This window comes from Anaerolineae bacterium (genome assembly GCA_016931895.1).
Classification (GTDB): domain Bacteria; phylum Chloroflexota; class Anaerolineae; order 4572-78; family J111; genus JAFGNV01.
In genome coordinates, this window is record JAFGDY010000203.1 from 1 (window position 1) to 21,405 (window position 21,405).

Here is a 21,405-nt window from a genome sequence, read left to right on the forward strand (position 1 = left end):
CATCCGAGGTCTAAAATTCAGAAAAATCGCTATGCCTGACAGGTAAGCCGGTGACCACAAATTTACACAAAATTTGACATACCGCCTGCGCATAAGTGTCATAATCTTTATACCCCAACAAATTTAGATCGGCTATAGCTTTTTCGGCTACAATTTTTGCGCCGGTGGTAATATCAAAGATGGTTTTATCATGCCTCTGGGTAACTGGCGGCGGTCCAGGCAGGAGTTCTTGTATTTTTGACTTCTCCTCTTCAATAGCTTGTTTCAAAGCAACTAAGTTTATATGTTCACCTTGAGGGATTATCCTATTATTGAGTAGACGCTCTGCACTTGTGCAAGCATCATGTGCATCTTTAATTCTGTCTGATTTTCGTTGTGTAATAGCCAACCCCAGATATGCTAATGCTTCCAATTGAAACCATCCTCCTGCTAGAAACATATCTTTGCTCTCATAGAAATGGTCTTTTGCGTCTTGTAGATTATTTTGATTTAAATAGAGGGAGGCCAGCAATAGATGGTATCTTCCTATACTATACCTGCTGCATGTATCAAAATTAATATCACTTTCTGATTTTCCCAAGCGCTCTTTGTCTAGTGAAGTTAACTTCTCTTTACAAATTTTTATAGCAGTTTTAGGGTCCTTTTCAGGATCAAATAACGCCTCCTCAACAATATCGTATAGTCCTTGATCTAGTAATGTTAATCCCTCTTCTAGACCACTATGTAATAAACGTATAATTTTAACGCCTTCAAGTTTGTTTTTTAATATTGGAATTTCTTTCTCCAAATCTTCTATCTCGGTCAAAATCTCAGGAGATGTACTTATTCCAAACCTTGCTTGTTTCTTTCTGAGTTCTTGTAAACGGCGTTCTTTTTCTCTAATTATCTCTGTATAATCTGGCATAGCATAAAGCCCCCTTTATTTTGGGGAAACTCCTTAAAAAAATCAATGAACTTGCGTCTGGAAGGTGTTCATGATACGTTCTTATGCGAACTGCTTGTTTTTTCCGATGTCCCATTTGTTTTCTCTGGAGTAACTACAAACTGTCGGTCATACGGTCTAAATGCTGTTGCGCGGAAAAAGCTTTTGAGTTCATTGAGCGAGGTAGTGGAACTAATAAAATTAAGCAGAGATTCGGCTATTTCCTTTTCGCTGAGAACATTCTCACGTTTCAGTTCTCGCAAAATTTCCCGGAACAGGGCTACCTGCGCTTCTCCTTCTCCCTGGCCTTCCAAGATTCTGGCCTGGGCATCGGCTTTGGCTTTGGTGATGGTGGCCTCGGCTTTAGAATGTGCTATACGCGCCTCAGTTTGCTCAATGCGTTCCTGAATTTGCGTTTTTATTTCCTCATTTATTTTTTCCGCAATCTCTTCGGGAAAATCCACTTTTTGAATATCCACCACCCGCAGGAGCATCCCATCGTCAAGACCTATCTGCCTGGCTTTGGTTAGAACAATCTTTTCTATCTCTGCAATTTTACGCTGATTAATTCTGGCTTCTAAATCATTGTTTCCACTAATATCAAACAAATTCTCGGCATACTCCGACATAATCACGTCTCTCAAATTACTGGCCACAAAATTTTTCAGGTCTTCCCAGGCTCCCTTTGGCGCTTTCCGGGCGGCCAGCCGGGCAATACTTTCATAACATTGGTCGTTATCGTCGCCAACCAGTTTGTCGTTTTCTAGAGATTTAACTTTTTGCTGCGCTTCATCCCGTTTCTGTTGTGCTGCTTGTTTATCTTGCTCTGAAGCTTGGGGGTCGGCCTCTATCGTCTGTAGCTGTTTTTCCGCCTCGGCCACAGCCTGCTGCAAACGTTTTTTGGTATCTTTGGCCAATTCTAACTGGGCCACGTGCAATACCGTCAATTTTAGCGGTATCCTGTCCCTGGTCAGTACGTCGTCAATGGTTTGAGGACCGGCTTTATTGGTTAGGGGAAAAATCGCTTTGATTTTTTCATAGCCTTTCAAGAGGATTTTGGTTTCACCGACCACGCGGGTGATATTCCCTTGATAATGCAGCACCACCACGTGCCCCGGATGAACAATCAGCCACCCCGGTCCGCCAAAGGTGTTTAGCCGTTCTATGTCCTTCTCCGAACCTTTACGCTCGCCTCCCTCTATTTCCACGGCAAAATAACTTCTGGCCAAAATACAGTGGATAGTATGGAGAAAAGCGTCCCAGAAAGAGGGCCTTTTGTCTTTATGCTGGTATTGCGTTACCACCGTCGCTGCCGCCGCCACCAACAGAAAAGGCACGGTCACAATGACCACAGCGGCAATGACCCCCATCACCACAGAATCAAAAAATACGCCAATATAATTGCCCAAAAATAAGTTGGTCAAGTCATTACGCTGGGAGAATTGGCGCACCTGTTGATTAGCAACCAAAAATGTAAAAACTAAACCGCCTGCCACAGCGACTACCGCCGCATGCGCATATAAAAATAGGAGTAAATTCCGGCCCTGCTCCCGTTTGAATCCAAACAGGAAAAAAATCAACAAGGCTGAAAGAATAAGGCCCATGCCCCACCAGTAGCCCAGGATAAAGGCTAATCCACCGGCAAAGAGAACCAGCAATAGAATGAAGCCCTTAAAAAGGATGCTGCCCAAGCTTATGGTTGGCGGGCCTGAAACCACTCTCTCCGTTGACACATTGCACCTCCCCAGGCAAAACCTCTGCAAAAAGACAGCGCGTAGCATTTACTCCCAAACGCTACGCGCCAAACTTTTTTGTTAATGATTCTTTTTAGTTTGTTGTTTTATGACAAGTCGTTATGTCAATATACTATCATACCTTATCCTAAAAATCAAGGCGCTGGGTAAATTTTGCTGGGTCACAAGAAAGCCGGGCATCAAAAAAGCCCTGTTCGGAACAATCGGACAGGGCTTTTGATTTTAACAATTGATTTATTCGCCTAAACCGGCCTCTTCTCGCAGAATGTCGGCCTTGTCTGTTTTTTCCCAGGGCGCGTCAATATCGGTGCGGCCAAAGTGGCCGTAAGCGGCGGTGGCCTTGTAAATGGGCCGGCGCAGGTTGAGGTCGCGGATGATGGCCGCCGGGCGCAGGTCAAAGTGTTTTTTGACCAGGGCGATGATTTTGTCATCGCTGATTTTGCCGGTGCCAAAGGTTTCTACATTCAAGGAAAGGGGATGGGCCACGCCAATGGCGTAACTGACTTGCAGCTCCACCCGGTCGGCCAGGCCGGCGGCCACAATGTTTTTGGCAATGTAGCGGGTCATATAAGCGGCCGAGCGGTCTACCTTGGTGGGATCTTTGCCGGAGAACGCGCCGCCGCCGTGTCGGGCCACGCCGCCGTAAGTGTCCACAATGATTTTGCGGCCGGTCAAACCGGCATCGCCCATTGGCCCGCCGGTCACAAAACGGCCGGTGGGGTTGACGTAAATTTTGGTGTCATCGTCAATCATATCGTGCGGCACAATGGGCGTAATGACCTCGGTAATAATGTCGGTGCGAATCTCCTCCTGGTGAACGTCGGGGCTGTGTTGGGTGGAGATGACAATGGTGTCCACCCGTTTGGGTTGGCCGTAGGCGTACTCAACCGTCACCTGGCTTTTGCCGTCCGGGCGCAGATATTCAATGGTGCCGTTTTTACGCACATCGGTGAGTTGTTTGCACAGCCTGTGGGCCAGGGAGATGCTCAGGGGCATGAGTTCTTCTGTCTCGTTGCAGGCAAAACCAATCATCATGCCCTGGTCGCCTGCGCCGGTGTTCAAATCGTCTTCCATCTTACCTTCTTTGGCTTCCAGGGCTTTGTCAACGCCCATGGCAATATCGGAAGATTGCTCTTTGATGCTCACGATCACGCCGCAGGTTTCAAAATCAAAACCATATTTGGCCCGGGTATAACCAATCTCTTTGATGGTTTCGCGGGCAATATCGGCAATATCAACATAAGTAGTGGTGGTGATCTCCCCCATTACGCAGACCAAGCCGGTGGTGATGGCTGTTTCGCAGGCTACACGGGCGTAAGGATCGTCCCGGTAGATGGCGTCTAACACGGCGTCGCTGATCTGGTCGCATATTTTATCGGGATGACCCTCCGTCACCGACTCGCTGGTGAAGAACAATTGGGGCGAGGTCATGAATGTTGTTGTCATAAGATTAGGCTCCTTATATAAAATTAATTTTTTACTTACTCGCTAAAAACCGCCGCTGTCCATAGCAATGGCAAACACAATAAAGCCAATATACGCGGCCACGCACAAAAAAGCGACGACAAAGAAGAACGCGCCTGAGCCAAGACTGAACCAAGATAAAAGCCGGGTGCGTTCCGGGTTCACCGAGTCTTTGGCCAAAACCAAACCCACAATCCCCAAAATAACGGGGATAAAGGGGAAAACATAATAGGCCAGATTACAGGTGACACAGCTTAACAGCATCACCGCGCCTACCGTCACCCCTACCACGGCCGCTATATCGTAACCGTTGCCCCGGAAGGTAATGGTTGGTTTACCGTCCTCTGGGGCCGTCTCGGCTTCGGTCACAGGTTCGGGAGTGGCGGGGTTTTCTTCTTTTGATGTCATTTCCAAAAAATCTGGGGTTTCATCCATCAAAGGCTCCTTTTACAGAGGGGTGCGGCGATTTTATGAACCGGGCCAAACGTTCATCGTTAATGATTTGCCGGCCCAGTTTGTCTTCAGGCAATGGCCAAATGGTAACTGATGGAATCACAAAGCTAGCTTTGCAACTCCATCGCCATCAGCTAATATTACCTCGTTTTCAACCTACGTGCCTTCCTGCCAGCTATTTAAATAAGCCACTTGTTCAGGCGTTAATACGTCAATGTTTATGCCCATCGCGGCCAACTTGAGGCGGGCGATTTCCCGGTCAATTTCTTCGGGAATGGCGTACACCTTCTTTTCCATGTTCTTGCCGTTTTGGTAAACGTACACCGCGCCCAGGGCCTGGTTGGCAAAGCTCATGTCCATCACTGCCGCCGGATGGCCTTCGGCGGCGGCCAGGTTGACCAGCCGCCCTTCGCCCAGCAGGCGAATATTGCGACCATCGGCCAATTGGTACTCTTCCACAAAGGCGCGCGGCGTGCGTTTTTCCACCGACATCTTTTCCAGGGCCGGGATATTAATTTCCACGTTGAAGTGGCCGGAGTTGGCCACGCAACAGCCGTTTTTCATCACTTCAAAATGGTGTTTGTCCACCACATTTTTATCGCCGGTGGCCGTGCAGATAAAGTCGGCCTGCGGGGCCGCTTCAATCATGGGCATCACCCGGAAGCCATCCATCACCGCCTCCAATGCTTTGAGATGGTCCACTTCGGTGACAATCACGTTGGCCCCCAGCCCGCGCGCCCGCATGGCAATGCCCCGGCTGCACCAACCGTAACCGGCCACCACAAACACTTTGCCCGCAATCAGAATATTGGTGGCCCGAATAATGCCGTCCAGGGTGCTCTGGCCGGTGCCGTAGCGGTTGTCAAACAGGTGTTTGGTATTGGCATCGTTAACGGCGATCACGGGGAATCTCAACGCGCCCTCGGCGGCCATAGCCCGCAGCCGAATAATGCCGGTGGTGGTCTCTTCGGTGCTGCCGATGATGTCGGGAATTTGGCCGGTGCGTTCTTTGTGCAGCGCGCTCACCAGGTCGGCCCCGTCATCCATGGTCACATTGGGCCGGTGGTCGAGCGCGGCGTTGAGGTGTTGGTAATAAGTGGTATTGTCTTCGCCTTTGATGGCAAAAACCGGGATTTCAAACACCGAAACGAGCGCGGCGGCCACGTCGTCTTGGGTGCTGAGGGGGTTGCTGGCCGTCAGCACCACGTCGGCCCCGGCAATTTGCAGGGCGCGGGCCAGATTGGCCGTTTCGGTGGTGATGTGCAAACAACCGCTCATTTTTACCCCATCCAGGGGGCGCTCTTTATGAAAGCGGTCCATCAGCGAGCGGATTACGGGCATTTCTTGTAGCGCCCACTCAATGCGCCAGCGGCCTTGTTCGGCCAGGTTGATGTCTTTAACGTCAAATTCTTTGATACTCAAGGGATTACTCCTTCTATGTTATTTTTTTAAATTACTCCGGATGAGAGGCGTTGACTAAATCTTCCAGTTCGGGGGTATGGCCAAATAATTCGCGGTAGCGTTGGGCAATCTGGCGGCGCGTAAACGCATGGCGTTGGGTGCCGTGTTGCTCTAAAACATACGTGGCCGCCACCGACCCCAAGCGCCCGCACACGGCCCAGGGATAACGGCGCATCATGCCCGTAATCAGGCCCGCCCGAAACGCGTCGCCCACGCCGGTTGGCTCGGCAATACGATTGGGTTTGGCCGGGGGGATGTCAATTTCACAACGGGTTTGACGACCCTGGGCATCGGTTTCGGTGGCAAAAATAAGCGAACCCTTTTCGCCCTGGGTGATGATGATTGTGTCTACCATGTTTTGCAGCTCGCCATCGCTCAAGCCGGTTTGTTTTTTGATCATCTCAAATTCGTAATCGTTGACCACCAACACCCTGGCCCCTTTAATGCCCTCCAGCACCTCGGCCGGGGTGAGGCGGGGAATTTGCTGGCTGGGGTCGTAAATGTAGGGAATGTTCAGTTGTTGACATTCTTGCGCGTATTTGACCATAGCCGCCGGATCATTAGGCGAGATAATGGCCATTTTAATGGTTTGATAATCCTGATTGTGAAAGCTGATTTGTCCCGCTTTGGCCATGGCCCCGGTATAAAAGCTGGCAATCTGGTTGTTCACCCGGTCGGTGCTGACAAAAAAGGAGGCGGTGAAATCGGTGGGCAGTTGCAGCACGCCGCTGGTGTCAACGCCGCGTTCGCGCAGCCCGGCAATGTATTCCGGCGCGTCCTGGCCAACGGTGGCCATTAACAATACCGGCTGTTCAAACAAAGCCAGGTTATAGGCAATGTTGCCTGCGCAGCCGCCCCGCTCCCGGCGCATAGAGTCGACCAAAAAACTGATGGACAGTTTCTGAATCTGGTCCGGCAAAATATGGTCGGCAAATTCGCCGGGAAAAGACATAATGTAATCAAAGGCCATCGAGCCGGTTACGGCAACGGTCACGGGTTAACTCCTTGTTCAAATTACAGAGAGGACGAACGACCAACGACGAACGACGAATTTTGGTCGTTCGTCATTGGTCTTAAATCAGGTTGGGCCAATTTTGGCCTGTTCTTCTGTCACGGCCCGGCGCAGGTTGATACTGTAGGGCGGGTAAACCACGCTATGCTCGGTGACAATGCCGGTGACATATTTGTGAGGCGTCACGTCAAAAGCCGGGTTGCCCACCCTGGCTCCGGCGGGGGCAACAGGCCGGCCAAACAGGGTCAGGGCGGTTATTTCTGAGCCGTCGCGTTCCTCAATGGGAATGTCGTCGCCGGTGGGCAGAGACAGGTCAACCGTGGAAGTGGGCACCACCGGGAAAAAGGGAATGCCGTTTTCTCTGGCCACCACGGCCACTTTGTAAGTGCCAATTTTGTTGGCTACGTCGCCGTTGGCGGCGGTGCGATCAGACCCCACAAAAACAATATCCACCTGGCCGGTGCGCATATAATGTCCGGCGGCGTTATCGGCAATGAGGGTGTAGGGAATATGGTATTGCTCACATTCCCAGGCCGAAAGCCGCGCCCCTTGCAGAAGGGGCCGGGTTTCATCTAACAGCACGTGGATATTTTTGCCCTGCTCGTTGGCCATCCGCACCACGCCCAGGGCCGTGCCCCAATCAACCGTGGCCAGCGAGCCGGTATTGCAGTGGTGCAAAATGGTGTCGCCTTCTTTAACCAGGGCCGCGCCGTTGCAGGCCATACGTTGATTGATCTCTACGTCCTCATCCGCCAGTTTTTGGGCTTCGGACAGAATGGCCTGGCGGATGTCGTCGGGATGGGCCAGATTGTGATTGGCCGTTACGCGCAGCATCCGTTCAACGGCCCAAAAGAGGTTAACGGCCGTGGGGCGGCTGGCCCGCAAAACCTCGGCGGCGGTGGCCAGGTCGCGCAAAAGGGCTTCTTGATTGTTGGCGTTGCTCTGCCGGGCGGCCAGGGCCATGCCAAATGCGGCCGCCGCGCCAATGGCCGGCGCGCCCCGCACGTACATCTCCCGGATAGACATCGCCACCTGGCGATAATCGGCAAATTCGGCAATTTCAAAAATGCCGGGCAACTGGCGCTGGTCAATCATTTTCACCAGACCGTGGTCGTAATCCCAGGCCACCGTTCTCATTGATCTATCCTCCTTGGCCCCACCAAGTAAAAAATCTCCGCAAACGGGCGGAGCGCAAAATCCCTATCCGTTGACGCCTGAAAACTTGTTAAATCGTTGGCCAGGTGTATTCTTATAATAGTAGCAACCCAACCCAACCGGCGATGTTAGCACAGCCGGGAAGGTTTGTCAAACAAGTCTACCAAAAGTAATATCGCCCGGTTGATGGGTTTTGTGGTAAAATAGTTGAGTTGAACAAGACCTTGCTGATCACAAAGAGCTTATGACTGCACGTAATGACCCCTGGCCTGAAAATGAAAACAGGTTTGGCCAATTTCTGGAGGCCATGCCGGTGGGCGTGGCTGTGGTGGATAACAACGCCAATATCTTCTACATCAACCAGCAGTTCAAGCAGATGTTCAGCCTGTCAGACCAACAAGCCCGGCCGGGGCTGAAGTTAAAAGACCTCATCGCCCGGTTTCCTTATTACGTGGCCGGCACAGAGCAGCCATATCCCCTGGAACACCTGCCCTTACTGCAAGCATTGCAGGGTGAAAGTGTGAAGGTGGATGATATTGAAATGGTTCGGCCGGACCGGCGCGTCCCCCTGGAAATCTGGGCCAGCCCTATTATTGATAACCAGGACCAGGTAAATTATGCCGTAGCCATTTTTAGAGATGTTACGGAACGCCGGCAAATTGTGGCGGAATTAAACAGGTATCACCATCGCCTGGAAGAAATGGTAACGCAGCGCACTGAGGAATTGGCCAAAGTCAATCAGAAACTGCAACACGACCTAGTTCTCCGGCAGGAGGTAGAAGAAGAACTGCGTAAACTGTCGCGGGCCGTTGAGCAGAGCGCCAGCACCATTGTCATCACCGATCTGGACGGCGTGATCGAGTTTGTCAACCCCGCCTTTACCAAGATCACGGGGTATTTGCCGGAAGAGGCCATTGGCCAAAATCCCCGCGTCTTGAAGTCGGGCAAAATGCCGCCGGAAATATACGTTCAACTGTGGGCCGCCATCAGCCGGGGCGAGGTGTGGGAAGGCGAGTTGCTCAATAAAAAGAAAGATGGCGAGTTATACTGGGAGTTTGCCACCATCTCTCCGGTTAAAGATAAAACCGGCCAAACCACCCACTACGTGGCCGTAAAAGACGACATTACCGCCCGCAAGCAGGCCGAGGCGTTGCTGCAAGAATCTCATCAAAAGTTACAGGCAGCTAACGAACGCCTGGCCATTATTTATGAAATAGGCCGGGTTATCACGGCCCAGCTACACCTGGATACGGTGCTGGAGTTGCTGGCGCATAGCACGGCCAAGTTGTTAGATACGGACACCGGCGCTATTTTACTGGTTGATGAGGCCACCCAAACCTTAAAGATTAAAGGAGCTTATGGCCTAAATGAAACGGCCCTCAAAAGCGCTCACTTGCGCCTGGGCGAAGGCATTGCCGGCCAAGTAGCCCAAACCGGCGAGCCAATCATTATCAACGACCTGCCCCATGATCCCGTTTTTTATACATCGGCCGTCAGAAAAGAAAGGATATTGGCCTGTGCCAGCGTGCCCTTGATTGTAGGCGACAAAGTGATTGGCGTGCTCGATGTGCATAGCAAAACCAATCGGTTTGCCTTTGACGAGGAACAGGTTCATTTTTTGCGCTTGCTGGCCGGTCAGGCGGCCATTGCCATTGGCAATGCCCGGCTGTTTGAGGAAGAACGCAGAGTTAAAGAAGCGGTTGAAGCGGCCAACACCGCCCTGTCCACGCTCAATACCATTGCCTTTACTGTAAACAACTCGCTCAATCTGGAAGCGGACCTGGAGAAGGCGCTGGAGATCATTCTGCGCGAAATGAAGCTGGATCACGGCTGGCTTTTTTTGCCGGAAGATAACGGCCGGTTTTTGCGGTTGGTGGTGACCGTTGGCCTGCCCGAAGCGTTTCGCCAGCAAGAAGCCCTGATGCCGGTGGATCATTGCGCCTGTGGCGCAGTATTGACCTCCGGCCAACGACGCGGCTACATCTGGGAGAATAACTGTTCCCGGTTGACGCCTTACCTGGAACACTACCCCGGGCTATCAACGCAGCACATCTCGCTGCCTATTTCGGCCAAACAAAAGGTGATTGGCCTGTTGAACTTGGGCGGGCCTAACGTGGTCAATTTGACCCCTGAAAATTATGAATGGCTGGAGACGGTGGCGCAGCAGATTGGCAACGCTGTTGAAAATGCCACCCTTTACCAAAATGTGCTGGGTAAAACCAAACGGCTGTCGGCCCTTAATCGCGTTTCAACCATTGTCAGCCACTCCTGGAATTTATACGAAGTATTGCCACTTTTATTGCGGGAGATGGCCCGGGTGTTGGAAACCAGCCTGGGCGTGCTGGTGCTCCGTTCCGAAGAGGGTAGAGACAGGTACCGCGTGCGCGCTCGTTTTGGCCATTGGCGGTCCAAAACAGCGCTCGAGGCGGTCGCCTGGCATCAACTGTTATTGCTAAAAACCATTGAACAGACCCAAGCGCCGCTGATGATTCCCAAAGCGGGGGAGGATAAGCGGCTGGCGTTATTATCGGCCATCATCGCCCAAGAAAAAATCCAAACGGCCTTGCTCTTGCCCCTGGTGGTTCAGAATCAACTGACCGGTTTTATCCTGTTGGGCACGCTGGGCCGGGAACGTATTTTTGAGTCAACAGAAGTGGAGCTGGCCCGCACCCTGGCCAACCAGGCTGCGATGGCGATTGAAAAAGCGCGGTTGTATGAAGCCACGGTTACCCGTTACGAACAAGAACTGGAGATTGCCCGCCAGATTCAGCAAAATCTTCTGCCCCGCACCGTGCCCCAAATTCCCGGTTTGCGTATGGCCGGGTTGTGCCAACCGGCTTACGCCACCGGCGGCGACTTTTACGATTACATTCCGCTGCCGGAGCAACGTCTGGGCATTGTGGTCAGCGATGTGACCGGCAAAAGCCTGCCCGCGGCCATGGTAATGGCCCTGGCCCGCAACAGCATTCGTTCGGAACTGATGAACCATGCCTGGCCCGGTGAGGCGATGACGGCGGCCAATCAATGGCTTTATCAGGATATGCAACGCGGCACGTTTGTGGCCACGGTGCAAGCGTTGATAGATTCCGCCAAATACAAGATGTGGCTGGTCAATGCCGGTCAAACAGCGGCTCTGTTGCTGCGGCGCGGGCAAATCAGTTATCTGTTGCCCGACGAGGCCATGGGCCTACCCCTGGGCGTTGAACAGAATATGACCTACACCCACGCCCAAATTTCCCTGCAAGCAGGCGACACCTTGCTTTTTTACACCGATGGCATTGTTGAAGCTCAAAACGCAGCCGGGGATATGTTTGGTTTTGACCGCCTGGAAACCACTCTGCAAAAGCTTGAAAATGGTCACACCCCCCAGCAGGTTATTGACGGTCTCATGGCCGAGATGCAAAGCTTTGTGGGCGAAGCCGAGCAGCACGATGACATTACCCTGGTGGTGGTGCAGGTGGCATAGCTGAGCGCCAGGGCTGCCCCGGTAAGGGCGATCGGCCAATTCTCCCCTTAAAATTTGGGATACCCCTCTGCACTCCCTGTTTTGAGCAGATTCCTCCAAAGTGTGCTATAATAAGCCAAGCCAGGTGGGGGCATTTAATGATAGCCACACCCCATCCCATGCCACCTTTCTTATTTTTCGCCCATCCCCGTGTTAAATAACGCGGCTAATTCACAGCTTTTCCCGTCATTTAATAAACCATTACGAGCCAACGTTCATCGGTAAAGGCGGTTTTTTAAAGGCCAAGAAGTGAAATTTTTCACTTAAATCTCCTTATTTAGGGAGGAAGAAAAATTAGGAAGATGAGACGATTACAATATTTGGGGCTTGCCATGCTGGTTATCCTGATAAGTATGGCTTGCAGTCTTTCTAAATCCCCGTTCAAGGACTCCTCATCCCCTAATGAGGGGCAACATATCTCCCGCAAGATTATCATTCTGCGCTCGCCGACACCCACTGCTACCTTTACGCCCACTTTTACCCCCACCCTTACTCCTACATTTACCCCCACCTTCACCCCCAGCCCCACCAAACCCAAACCTATTGCGCCCCCGCCACCCCCGCCCACCCCCACACCTACCCCCACCCCTGTTCCCAACGAAAAGACCATGGTAGTTGTTTTCAACGAGGCCGACCAGGATATTGTTTTTCAGATTGAGGGCCAGGGCGCGTGGGATATTGCGGCCAAAGACAACAAGGCTATTGAATTACCACCGGGTGAGTATACGTGTACCGTTCAAGACAAAGAGAACGCAGAATTAGCCACCTGCGCTGAAATCTGGCAGACGGATCAAGCTTATCAACTGCGCTTCTGCCCGGAGGAGAAAATATTAAGAGAAGGCCAATCAGAAAGGTGCCTTCCTTAAATTAGATGAGAAAAACAAAAGACAACTTACTGCACCGCACCTGGTCGCCATTTTGTAAAGGGGTGGGCACGCCGGAGTCTAATTTTTTCTTATTCAAATAAGTTCCGTTCATGCTCCCCAGGTCTTCAATGAGCCACATTTCTCCCTGCCGGAGCAAACGGGCATGCCGCCGAGAAACACCTGCCTCCAGAGCGCCATAAGGGGCCAGATCAATTTCTGCTTGGGCTTTACTATGAGACCGGCCAATAATGAGGCCATCTTTGTTTGGCTCCGGCACATCAAGGGTAATATTGTCGTCCTTTAGCAATATCTTGACTTCTTGCCTGGGAACTGTCTGAAGTCCGTGGTTAGGTGGCATTGGCCCAACCTCGGCGGGAGAAAGTGGGACTTCAACCGGCATCCCGGCCGAAAAAAGCGGCTTTGTTGTTCCTTGCAGAATCTCTTGCAGCGCCCCGGTCATCACTTGCAAGTTGGCATAACGATTCTCAGGCAATTTCTGGAGGGCGGTCAAAATAACCTGGGCCAATTTAGGGGGACAACCTGGATTGAACTGATGGGGGGAAGGCGCCGGCTCTGAGATATGAGCGTTTATCATTTCATTTGGATTTTTGTATTCAAACGGCAAACAACCGGTGACCATCTGAAACATAATCACGCCCAGGGAATACATATCGGCCCGAGGGTCAACAGGCTCAATTTTAGCTTGTTCTGGGGGAATATAAGCCGGGGTGCCAATGATAATATCGCTGTTGGTGATGGCTGCATCCGGGTTTTGCATTTTTACCAGGCCAAAATCAGCCAGTAAGGGCCAATCTGGCTGGGGCATTAAAATATTGGATGGTTTTACATCGCGATGAATCAGGCCATGCTCGTGGGCGTGGTGTAGGGCCTGGGCAATAGGGATGGCCAGCGTCACCACCCGGTCGCCATCCATTGGCCTGCCGGTAAGATAGTTTTTCAGGGTTCCTTCCTGAACATACTCCATAGCAATGTAAGGCCAACCAGCCTCTTCGCCATATTCATACACAATCAAGATGTTACGATGGCGCAATTGAGCCACGGCTTTGGCTTCACGCTCAAAGCGAGCTAACAAATCCCTGTTGTTACTATGCAATACTTTAACCGCAACCCAACGTTCCAGCTTTGGTTGATAGGCTTTGTAAACGGTGGCCAAACCGCCTTCGCCCACCACATCTATTAACTCATACTGGCCCAATGTTTGGCCGATCAGGTGTATCATAGAACATCTTGTCACAGAAAAGAGATTTAAGCCACAGCGGGGCAGGCTTGTGGGATCACAAATTGATGGGGAAAATGACTTCTTACCCTGAGATCATTACACTTTCCGCGGCAAATGAATAGTGAACGTTGTGCCCTGCCCCGGCGCGCTTTCCACTTCAACGGTGCCCTGGTGTCTTTTAACAATAGCATAGCTAATAGAAAGTTCCAGGCCGTAAGCCTGATGGCTGGTTTTGTAAAAGGGGTCAAAAATATGCTGCAAATCTTTTTGCGAAATTCCTTCGCCGGTGTCGTTGATGATAACCTGCACTTCAGCCCCAACAGACCGGCTAATAACCCGCAAGGTCCCGCCCAAAGGCATTGAGCGGCAGGCATGCCTGATCAAATAAAACAGGGCTTGCTCCACCTGGGTGCGGTCAACAGCAATCATGGGCAACTGCGGGTCAAAACCCCGCACAAATTCTATCTGGTTGGCGCTCCGGGTTTCATTGAATTTTATCCAGGCTGCTTCGATAATGTCATTCAGGTTGGCTTCCTGGAGTTGGTAAGCTTTCTGACCGGCAAAGTCGAGCAGGCTTTGGGTGACCTGCCGGCAGTGCCGGGCGGCTCTTTCCAGGGAAGTGAGCAACTGGCGATTTTCGTCGGTGGCTTCCAGCCGGTGGGCCACTTGATGCAAATTATCCAGGATGGCGTTGATGGGGGTATCAATTTCTTTGGCTACCCCGGCGGCCATATAACCCAGAGAAGTCAACTTTTCGGTGCGCAGCAGTTGCCGGTTGGCTTCTTCCAGCTCAGCGGTGCGGTCGTCGGCCATTTTTTTGAATTCCCGGCTCGACTCCCTGGCCCGGTTCACGTCGGAGGAAAGTTTGGCGTAGAGCTGGGCATTTTGAATGGCAATGCTGGCGTAATCGGCCAGGGCCATGAGCAAATTCAGGTGACGGTCGCTAAAGGCTTGCAGCGTGGTTTTATTGTTCACCGCCAGCACCCCAATTACCCGCCCACCCGCTTTGAGCGGCACGTTGAGCAGGGCTTTAACAAAGTAGCCCGTCATCAACTTAAAGGAATCATCCTCGTTCACGCCGCCAATCATCACCGGCCGGCCGGTGCGCACCACCTGGCCGGCAATGCTGTCGTCAATTTTCATCCGAAAGCTTTTGGAGCTTTTTTCACCCATGCCCCGGGCGGCGCGGAGATACAACTCGCCGGAGGAGGGGTCAACCAGCATTAGCGAGCCTTCGTCGGCTTCGGTTAAATAAACGGCCGCTTCCACAATCCGATTCAGGATTTCCTCGATATTTCTAAGCGAGGTGACCGAACGGCCAATGCCATACAAAAAACGTAATTCTTGCACCCGGCTTTCAAGCTGCTGGTTGACTTTAAGCACCGTCTGGGTCAGGCGGTCGCGCTCTTGTCGCAACCGAGATTCGGTCAGGGCGCGGTCAATGGCGTTGAGCATTTCGTCAATGGCAAAGGGTTTAATAATATAATCCCGCGCTCCCAATCTAAAGGCTCGCACGGCAGTGCCTTCGGAACCGTGAAAAGTCATCAAAATGGCCGGGATGTCTAGCCCTTTTTCCCGCAAACTTTCCAGCAGCTCCAGGCCGCCCATTTGGGGCATAACCAGGTCGGAGATGATCAGGTCAACTTCTTGATTTAAAATAATCTGCAAAGCCTGGGTGCCATTTCTGGCCGCAAGCATTTTGTAGCCATTTGGTTCCAGCACGTATTCCTGTAAAAATCTTAGGCTATCCTCGCGGTCGTCAATGGCTAAAACAGTCTCTCCAGCCAAAATCTTTCTCCTTGGGGCGCAAACAGTACATGCTCATGATAAAGGTAGAATCATATTTTGTAAAGTAGGAAAATAGACCGGGGTCTGTTCTTCTATCTACCCCCTGTGCCAATTTTGTAGACCGCCTGCCAGGGGCGATAATGGCTAAAAACAATATCTTGGTGGATAACGGTATCGCTTATTTTGACAGTGCGGGTGATGGTCACGTCCAGGCCGTCTTTGGCCCAATCAATCTGTTTAGTAACCCCTTTGGGCAGGGTAGGGTCCTGTTCGTACACCGGCGGGCCATGTTTAACCAGATTGGTCAATGCCGGCTGGCCGACAATGACCTCTCGCTCGGTTTTGGTGCTATAAAAACGAAAGGTGAGGGTTCCGGCCTCTGGGTCGGTTTCGGTCTCAATGAGGAGGTAATGATCCGTATCGTTGCGAAATCTCAGATCAACATCGGGGGTGTAAACAGTGGCATCCAGGCCGGGGATGGAATTTGTTTCATACCAACTCACCCGGTAACCGTGCGCCCAACGTTCTAAAATCTCAAAGCCGCCAAAAAAGGCCGCTCTAAAGGCCGTGGTGCTCACCTGGCACACGCCGCCGCCAATACCCACCGCCGTCCGGTCGCCATAGATAATCAGCGAGTCGTAAAAACCATTTTCTTTATTGACCTCACCCAGGTAGTGGTTAAAAGAAAAGACCTGGCCGGGCGGAACGACCACGCCGTTAAATTTAGAAGCGGCCAGGGTTATGTTGTGCACCCGTTCCGGGCTGGAACCTTTAAAATAAGAGGTGGCCTCGCTGACCAGTTCTTTGATGCCCAGGTTGTCCAAATTTTGGCTGGATAGGCCAGGCGGTATCACCAAAATGGGCAGGCGCACTACGGGGGTAGATGTTTCATTAAAGAGCATTAATTGTTGGTTGACCGCTTCCAGATCCAACCGGCGGCCATCCTTGCTTTCTTGCCGCACTACCGCTACACCGGCCTCATCGTCAAACTCAAGTTGAGCGTCAACCGGTTCTTGGTTGATGGTTTGGGCAAAGTCGGCCAGGTGGGGGGCAAATTTGGCCAGATCAGGCTCAACCACAATTTGGGTTTGGCCGGTGGCGTTTATCTTTTGGGTGACGGTGAGCAGCCCGGCCACAATCTGCGGCTCCATCCGCCACTCGATATGATCGCGGTCGGTATCGAATTTAAAAACAAGCGGCTGGCTTAACCACTTTTCAGCCTGCCGGCGGGCCATCTCCACCTCCGGGATGGCCGGAAGAATTTCTTGCGTAACCGCCTGCACCGGTCGGCTGTCTTTGTTGAAAAGAGCCGTTTCGATGAGGGCGCGGGTGGACTCAAGATGAAGTTGCCGCCCGCGTTGCGCCGGCACCACCTCCAGGCTGGCGTCTGGATGAATAATCAATTGGGCGTCTTGGGGTGGGTAGTTGATGTCCTGGGTCAAACGATACAGGATTTGGTTGGCCGGGCCGGTGTCGTAGCCAATGACCGGCTCAAGGTGGCGCGGCGTGACCAGCAAAACCAGATGGGTCAACACATCGGCCAAAAAACCGCCCTGCCGCCCCACCGCATAGGCCTGGCCAACCGTAGCCGGAACATCCACGCGCATGCCTAATTCCTGGCCGGTAAATGTCCAGGCTTCATCGCTCACCTGGATAGTGAGCGGATGCGACAGGTATTCCGACGCCCGCGCGCCAACGGCCACGGCCAATTCGGCCTCGGTCATGCCTCCGGCCTGAATGTCGGCCACTACCACCCCCGGATAAATCCGGTTAAGATAAACTACCTGGTAAGCCAGGGTGGTAAAAATGATAATGACCAGCAGCCCGCCGGTAATGAGCACAAACGTAAGCGGCAGCCAGAGCCGGGTGGCTCTGATGGTTTTAAGTTTGATAACCTGGCTGATTTGGCTCATAGCCACATCCTCTGGATCATCGCCCCGTTGTTCTCGGTTACGGTAAGCCGGTAGATGTCGGGCATTGCATCGCTGATGCCGGAACGCTGCACGTATTGGTTGAGAAGTTGGCTGAAGGTTTCCATATTACAAGGAGGGGAATCAATTTTGCAGACGGGCCCATCGCCGGGTTATGTCAACTCAAATTCATCCTCTAAAACAGGCAGATTCTTTACCCTCCCCGGAGCCCCTTACCCCACCTTCAACTTTAAGCCAGGTGAATTTTGTTTGGGGGGGACGGTTGGCTAACCTGCGCTCTGGCCGTCTGCCTTTCTTGAAGCAGGCTAACGGCCATATTGCCGATAAGTTCCAGGGCCCGCATGGCCTGGTCCTGCTTTTGGCGTTGGGCCTCTTGGATATTGGCCGATAACACGGCAAAAAAAGCCTCGTCAAGTTTATCCAGCTTTTGCTCCAAAGCTTTGGCCGGGTCGCCCGATTGTAAAATTTCTTGTAAAAGATTGGCTGCCTTTTGGATTTGAGCGCGGCTCTTTTCTTCTTGCCGGGCTTTGGTCTCCAGGATTTTGCTTCTGAGGTCTACCAGGGCTTGCCGCTTGGCCGTATCTTTGGCCTGGTCAATTTGGGCCGTGAGGTTTTGGAAAAAGCCATAATCAAGCAGCGGATAGCCTGCGGCCACCAGGGCGGCAAATTCTTCATCATTTTCAGTTTCTTTTAGCTTCTCCAGTAGCTCTTCCTGGCTTTTGATATACATTACGCCCAACTCGGCGTCAATCTCGGCCACGGCTTTTTTACCCTGGCTGCTCCATTTGGCCAGCAGCGATCTTAGGGTGAACAGGGCTTGCATACCGGCCTGATCGCCTTCCATCTGGGCCGACTGGATGGAAGCCGTAAGAATTTCAAAAAATTCCCGGTCAAGCTCCGCATCATGCGCTTTGGCTTTTTCCTTTAACGTGGCTTCGTCTTTGGCTTGCAAAAATTCTTCAATCAGTTTGGCCTTGGCCTCTTGGGCTTTTAGAACTTCTTCCGTAATGCCGTCGGCCTCTAAAATGGCTTTGGCCATGCTCTCCAGGGTTAGAAATTGTTTGGGATTGAACAGATAAAACTTTCTCTGTTCGGGAGGCAATTGGTTGACCAAACGGTTGGTTAAATCGCCAATCAACTTCTGCTGGTCGCCGGCGGCCATTTGCAGGCCATCAGGCACAAGAACAAAGGCCAATTCTTTTTCCAGGTCATAATAGAGCAGGGGTACGCCCAAAGGTACAACCAGGCCACATTGGGGACATTGCGCTACATTTAAGCGGCCTTGCAACAGGGCAATCTTGAGCGCCGAATTTTGACCATCAATAATATTTTCAAGGGGGGCATTAAAACGAGCCTGACAATTGGGGCAAGTGACAGGTACAACCTGTTGAACTGCCATAATACTGTTCACCTTTCTGGAATTATTCTCTGGGAAGTTGTTTTTAGATAATGTTTTTGGCCGGTGGATAAATAACCATTGGGGTATCTTACTCGTGGGCCGTAAAAATGTCAAAGCAAAAACCGTCACCCGAAATAAGGTGACGGTTTTGGTTTGGTTTCTGTCCGGGCAAAGCTTTAATCGCGGAAGAAGGTTTCTATTTCCGCCTGGTCTTCTTCACTGGGCAGGGTTTCTACAAAGCTGATGCGATGCCAGGGGAACATCACCCTGGTAGCCTGGCCGTCAACATAAATCAGAGCTTTACCATCACGCGCGCGAGGATTGGTACAGGTAATGAAGTTTGCATGGGGGTCCGGCAACTCTTCTATTTCCGCCAAAACGGGGTCCGCATTCAACACATGGACGATAACACTGATGGGCATTGATTATTTCTCCTAAAAATGATGATGATTAGCGCATTTCCACTTCAATGAGCAGTTTTCCAAGCTGGAGTTGGTCGTGGTTACGCAGCACTTCCGGCAGGTAGGGAGCCAGCCGCTTGCCATTAATAAAGGTGCCGTTGATACTGCCCAGGTCTTCAACCACCACGGTGCCTTCTCGTTTGAGAATTCTGGCGTGCCGGCGGGACACCCCTTTTTCTAAGCCGTTATCATTGGTCAAATCAACTTCGGGAAAAACATCACTGGCCGGATCCAGTCGGCCCAGATGAATGGCTTTATTAAGGGTGGCTTCAACTTCTCGTCCATTTTCGCCAATTTTCAAGCGGATGGCTAAGGGGCCTGTTCCCTTAACCATGGGACCTGCTTCGGCTTCTTCTTCTTCCCCCACCCATCCAATTTCATCTGTGCCCAAAGGGTCGGTGCCACGGCGGTCATCTTCCAGCAGATAAGTGCCGCACTCACTACAAAAGAGAGTGTTAGCCACGTGAGTTGTTCCACAAAATGGACACTTAATCACTGTGTATCTCCTTTGGCAATATTGACAAACTTCTCGTTCCGTAACGAATCTTTTTCCGGCCTTCTGTGGAAAGGTCGCCTGTTCTGGCCAACCGTCCGGCCTCAAGCAAAGCGGCCCGGGCCAGGTCGGTTTCGCCCAGGTTTAACAAACGGGTGGCCATTGTTTCCAGCCTTTGGGTAGCCGCGCTGATATGGCCTTTTTCCAGGTCTTCCATAGCCTTTTCTTGCATTTTAAAGATAGCCAATTTACCCAAGGCCGTAACAATGGTGGGCGGAATTTCCATACTGCCTTCAAGCCTGGGCATAAATTCGGCAAAAAACTCTACCCATTCCCAATTTCTCCGATCAGATTTGCCCGGAACGTCTCCATCTACGGTTAAACGCAAGAGCCGTTTTTTACCGGGTGTATTTTCTTGGGTTACTCTAAACTCCATCAAGAGAGTTTTATCCGTGCCGGTGCCCAGCGGGCCAAGTACGGCTTTTTCGGCATGCACGTCCAGGCGACGAATATGGGGCGTAACCTGGAAAGCCTCTTTGAGGGTAACGCCGGTGGCCGTGCTTAAGCTCATGGTTAACTCGCGAGCGACCACTGAACTGAGATTACGAATGGTTGATTTAAATACCTCCACCACTTTCCGGGGCGAGTCGATATAAACCGAAGTGCCGCCCGATAGGGAGGCCATTTTGTCCAGCAAATTTTCGTTCCAATCCGAACCAATGCCCATAGTCGTCAGGCTGATCTGATTATGGCCGGCCCAATCGGATTTTTCTATACAGCCGGACTCATCGCCATAAGTTTGGCCATCGGTGAGCAGGATCAGGTGGTTTACCGATTCATCGGTCCGATTCCGCTCCAATTCTTGCAAACCGGCCAGCAGGCCCTGCAACATTTCGGTGCCGCCGCTGGGCTGAATGGTGCTGGCAATTGATTTAGCCATAGCCTTATCTACACTCTTCTGGCTGGGCAAAATCACTTCGGCCCGATCGCCAAAAACCACCAGGCTCAGCGCGTCGTCATCATTGAGACGGTCTATGATTTGCCGGGTACCCTCTTTAACTTGCTGTAAGCGCATTCCTTGCATAGAGGTGCTGCGGTCCAGCACCAAACACAGGTTAAGCGGCAAACGGGTGGTGGGTAAATCCGTAGCCGGGGTTATATCAAGCAGGGCGTAAAAAGCTTGCTCTTCAACGCCGGTCAATAAAAATTTATGGCTAATGAGCGGGCGCAAACTAATAGCCGAGGATTTATCAAGCCCTTCCGACTCTCGCAAACGATTATAAACGCGTCGTTGTTCCGGGTCGCCCAAAATCTCGTAGGCTTCTTGTATTTCCTGAAACAACTCGGCTGCGGCCGGATGTTTGCTCACATCAGGATGAAACTCGCGGACCATGGTGCGGTACGACTTGCGGATTTGGTCCTCAGAGGCATCAGGGTTTAATCTTAGTATCTTGTAATAATTTTTGTTGACTTGCATCAGCAGCGCTGCTTTCGTTTGAAA

Annotated in this window: 16 protein-coding genes; 2 read left to right on the forward strand and 14 right to left on the reverse strand. The window is 51.7% G+C overall.

The window, feature by feature from the left end; genetic code table 11:
* Nucleotides 1–10: 10 nt before the first annotated feature.
* The 7 genes from JW953_14780 to mtnA form a co-directional block, all read right to left on the reverse strand.
* Nucleotides 11–904: a hypothetical protein gene (locus JW953_14780; protein MBN1993962.1), complete on the reverse strand. Its 894-nt coding sequence runs from the start codon at nucleotides 902–904 to the stop codon at nucleotides 11–13.
* Nucleotides 905–972: 68 nt separating this feature from the next.
* On the reverse strand, nucleotides 973–2,655 hold the full coding sequence (locus JW953_14785; GenBank protein MBN1993963.1) for a hypothetical protein: 1,683 nt from the start codon (nucleotides 2,653–2,655) through the stop codon (nucleotides 973–975).
* Nucleotides 2,656–2,910: 255 nt separating this feature from the next.
* Entirely contained in the window at nucleotides 2,911–4,107 is a 1,197-nt protein-coding gene (locus JW953_14790; protein MBN1993964.1) for a methionine adenosyltransferase, read from the reverse strand.
* 57 nt (nucleotides 4,108–4,164) lie between these two features.
* The gene (locus JW953_14795) at nucleotides 4,165–4,575 is read right to left on the reverse strand and encodes a hypothetical protein (GenBank protein MBN1993965.1); all 411 of its coding nucleotides are present in this window, start codon (nucleotides 4,573–4,575) and stop codon (nucleotides 4,165–4,167) included.
* 174 nt (nucleotides 4,576–4,749) lie between these two features.
* A complete protein-coding gene (locus JW953_14800; GenBank protein ID MBN1993966.1) occupies nucleotides 4,750–6,009 on the reverse strand; it encodes an adenosylhomocysteinase in 1,260 nt (419 codons plus the stop codon).
* Between the two features lie 37 nt (nucleotides 6,010–6,046).
* Entirely contained in the window at nucleotides 6,047–7,048 is a 1,002-nt protein-coding gene (locus tag JW953_14805) for a carbohydrate kinase family protein (protein ID MBN1993967.1), read from the reverse strand.
* An 84-nt stretch (nucleotides 7,049–7,132) separates the two neighbouring features.
* Nucleotides 7,133–8,203 carry an S-methyl-5-thioribose-1-phosphate isomerase gene (gene mtnA / locus JW953_14810; protein ID MBN1993968.1) on the reverse strand — a complete coding sequence of 357 codons (1,071 nt, stop codon included), beginning with the start codon at nucleotides 8,201–8,203 and terminating at the stop codon, nucleotides 7,133–7,135.
* A 262-nt stretch (nucleotides 8,204–8,465) separates the two neighbouring features.
* On the opposite strand from mtnA, the gene JW953_14815 reads away from it, so the two are divergent.
* Nucleotides 8,466–11,687, forward strand: a complete 3,222-nt coding sequence (locus JW953_14815; protein ID MBN1993969.1) for a GAF domain-containing protein — start codon at nucleotides 8,466–8,468, stop codon at nucleotides 11,685–11,687.
* A 341-nt stretch (nucleotides 11,688–12,028) separates the two neighbouring features.
* A complete protein-coding gene (locus JW953_14820) occupies nucleotides 12,029–12,592 on the forward strand; it encodes a hypothetical protein (protein MBN1993970.1) in 564 nt (187 codons plus the stop codon).
* 1 nt (nucleotide 12,593) lies between these two features.
* On the opposite strand, the gene JW953_14825 is transcribed toward JW953_14820, so the two are convergent.
* The 7 genes from JW953_14825 to JW953_14855 all read right to left on the reverse strand — a co-directional run bounded on the left by JW953_14825 (nucleotide 12,594) and on the right by JW953_14855 (nucleotide 21,381).
* Nucleotides 12,594–13,832 (reverse strand): protein kinase, encoded by a 1,239-nt coding sequence (locus JW953_14825; protein MBN1993971.1) that lies wholly within the window; start codon nucleotides 13,830–13,832, stop codon nucleotides 12,594–12,596.
* Nucleotides 13,833–13,928: 96 nt separating this feature from the next.
* Entirely contained in the window at nucleotides 13,929–15,620 is a 1,692-nt protein-coding gene (locus JW953_14830) for a response regulator (protein MBN1993972.1), read from the reverse strand.
* 92 nt (nucleotides 15,621–15,712) lie between these two features.
* A complete protein-coding gene (locus tag JW953_14835) occupies nucleotides 15,713–17,533 on the reverse strand; it encodes a VanW family protein (GenBank protein MBN1993973.1) in 1,821 nt (606 codons plus the stop codon).
* Between the two features lie 247 nt (nucleotides 17,534–17,780).
* Complete coding sequence (locus tag JW953_14840) at nucleotides 17,781–18,950, reverse strand: hypothetical protein (GenBank protein ID MBN1993974.1); 1,170 nt, start codon at nucleotides 18,948–18,950, stop codon at nucleotides 17,781–17,783.
* A gap of 176 nt (nucleotides 18,951–19,126) precedes the next feature.
* Nucleotides 19,127–19,372, reverse strand: coding sequence for a hypothetical protein (locus tag JW953_14845; GenBank protein ID MBN1993975.1), 246 nt, complete (start codon nucleotides 19,370–19,372; stop codon nucleotides 19,127–19,129).
* Nucleotides 19,373–19,400: 28 nt separating this feature from the next.
* Entirely contained in the window at nucleotides 19,401–19,907 is a 507-nt protein-coding gene (locus tag JW953_14850) for an FHA domain-containing protein (protein ID MBN1993976.1), read from the reverse strand.
* Complete coding sequence (locus tag JW953_14855; GenBank protein ID MBN1993977.1) at nucleotides 19,900–21,381, reverse strand: DnaJ domain-containing protein; 1,482 nt, start codon at nucleotides 21,379–21,381, stop codon at nucleotides 19,900–19,902. Before JW953_14855 ends, JW953_14850 begins: the two co-directional genes overlap by 8 nt.
* Nucleotides 21,382–21,405 lie beyond the last annotated feature (24 nt).

Bases quoted from the DNA above. Each gene is read 5' to 3' on its own strand.
- JW953_14780 (MBN1993962.1), bottom strand. From the start codon at position 904: ATGCCAGATTATACAGAGATAATTAGAGAAAAAGAACGCCGTTTACAA.
- JW953_14790 (MBN1993964.1), bottom strand. From the start codon at position 4,107: ATGACCTCGCCCCAATTGTTCTTCACCAGCGAGTCGGTGACGGAGGGT.
- JW953_14795 (MBN1993965.1), bottom strand. From the start codon at position 4,575: ATGGATGAAACCCCAGATTTTTTGGAAATGACATCAAAAGAAGAAAAC.
- mtnA (MBN1993968.1), bottom strand. From the start codon at position 8,203: ATGAGAACGGTGGCCTGGGATTACGACCACGGTCTGGTGAAAATGATT.
- JW953_14815 (MBN1993969.1), top strand. From the start codon at position 8,466: ATGACTGCACGTAATGACCCCTGGCCTGAAAATGAAAACAGGTTTGGC.
- JW953_14820 (MBN1993970.1), top strand. From the start codon at position 12,029: ATGAGACGATTACAATATTTGGGGCTTGCCATGCTGGTTATCCTGATA.
- JW953_14825 (MBN1993971.1), bottom strand. From the start codon at position 13,832: ATGATACACCTGATCGGCCAAACATTGGGCCAGTATGAGTTAATAGAT.
- JW953_14835 (MBN1993973.1), bottom strand. From the start codon at position 17,533: ATGAGCCAAATCAGCCAGGTTATCAAACTTAAAACCATCAGAGCCACC.
- JW953_14840 (MBN1993974.1), bottom strand. From the start codon at position 18,950: ATGGCAGTTCAACAGGTTGTACCTGTCACTTGCCCCAATTGTCAGGCT.
- JW953_14845 (MBN1993975.1), bottom strand. From the start codon at position 19,372: ATGCCCATCAGTGTTATCGTCCATGTGTTGAATGCGGACCCCGTTTTG.
- JW953_14855 (MBN1993977.1), bottom strand. From the start codon at position 21,381: ATGCAAGTCAACAAAAATTATTACAAGATACTAAGATTAAACCCTGAT.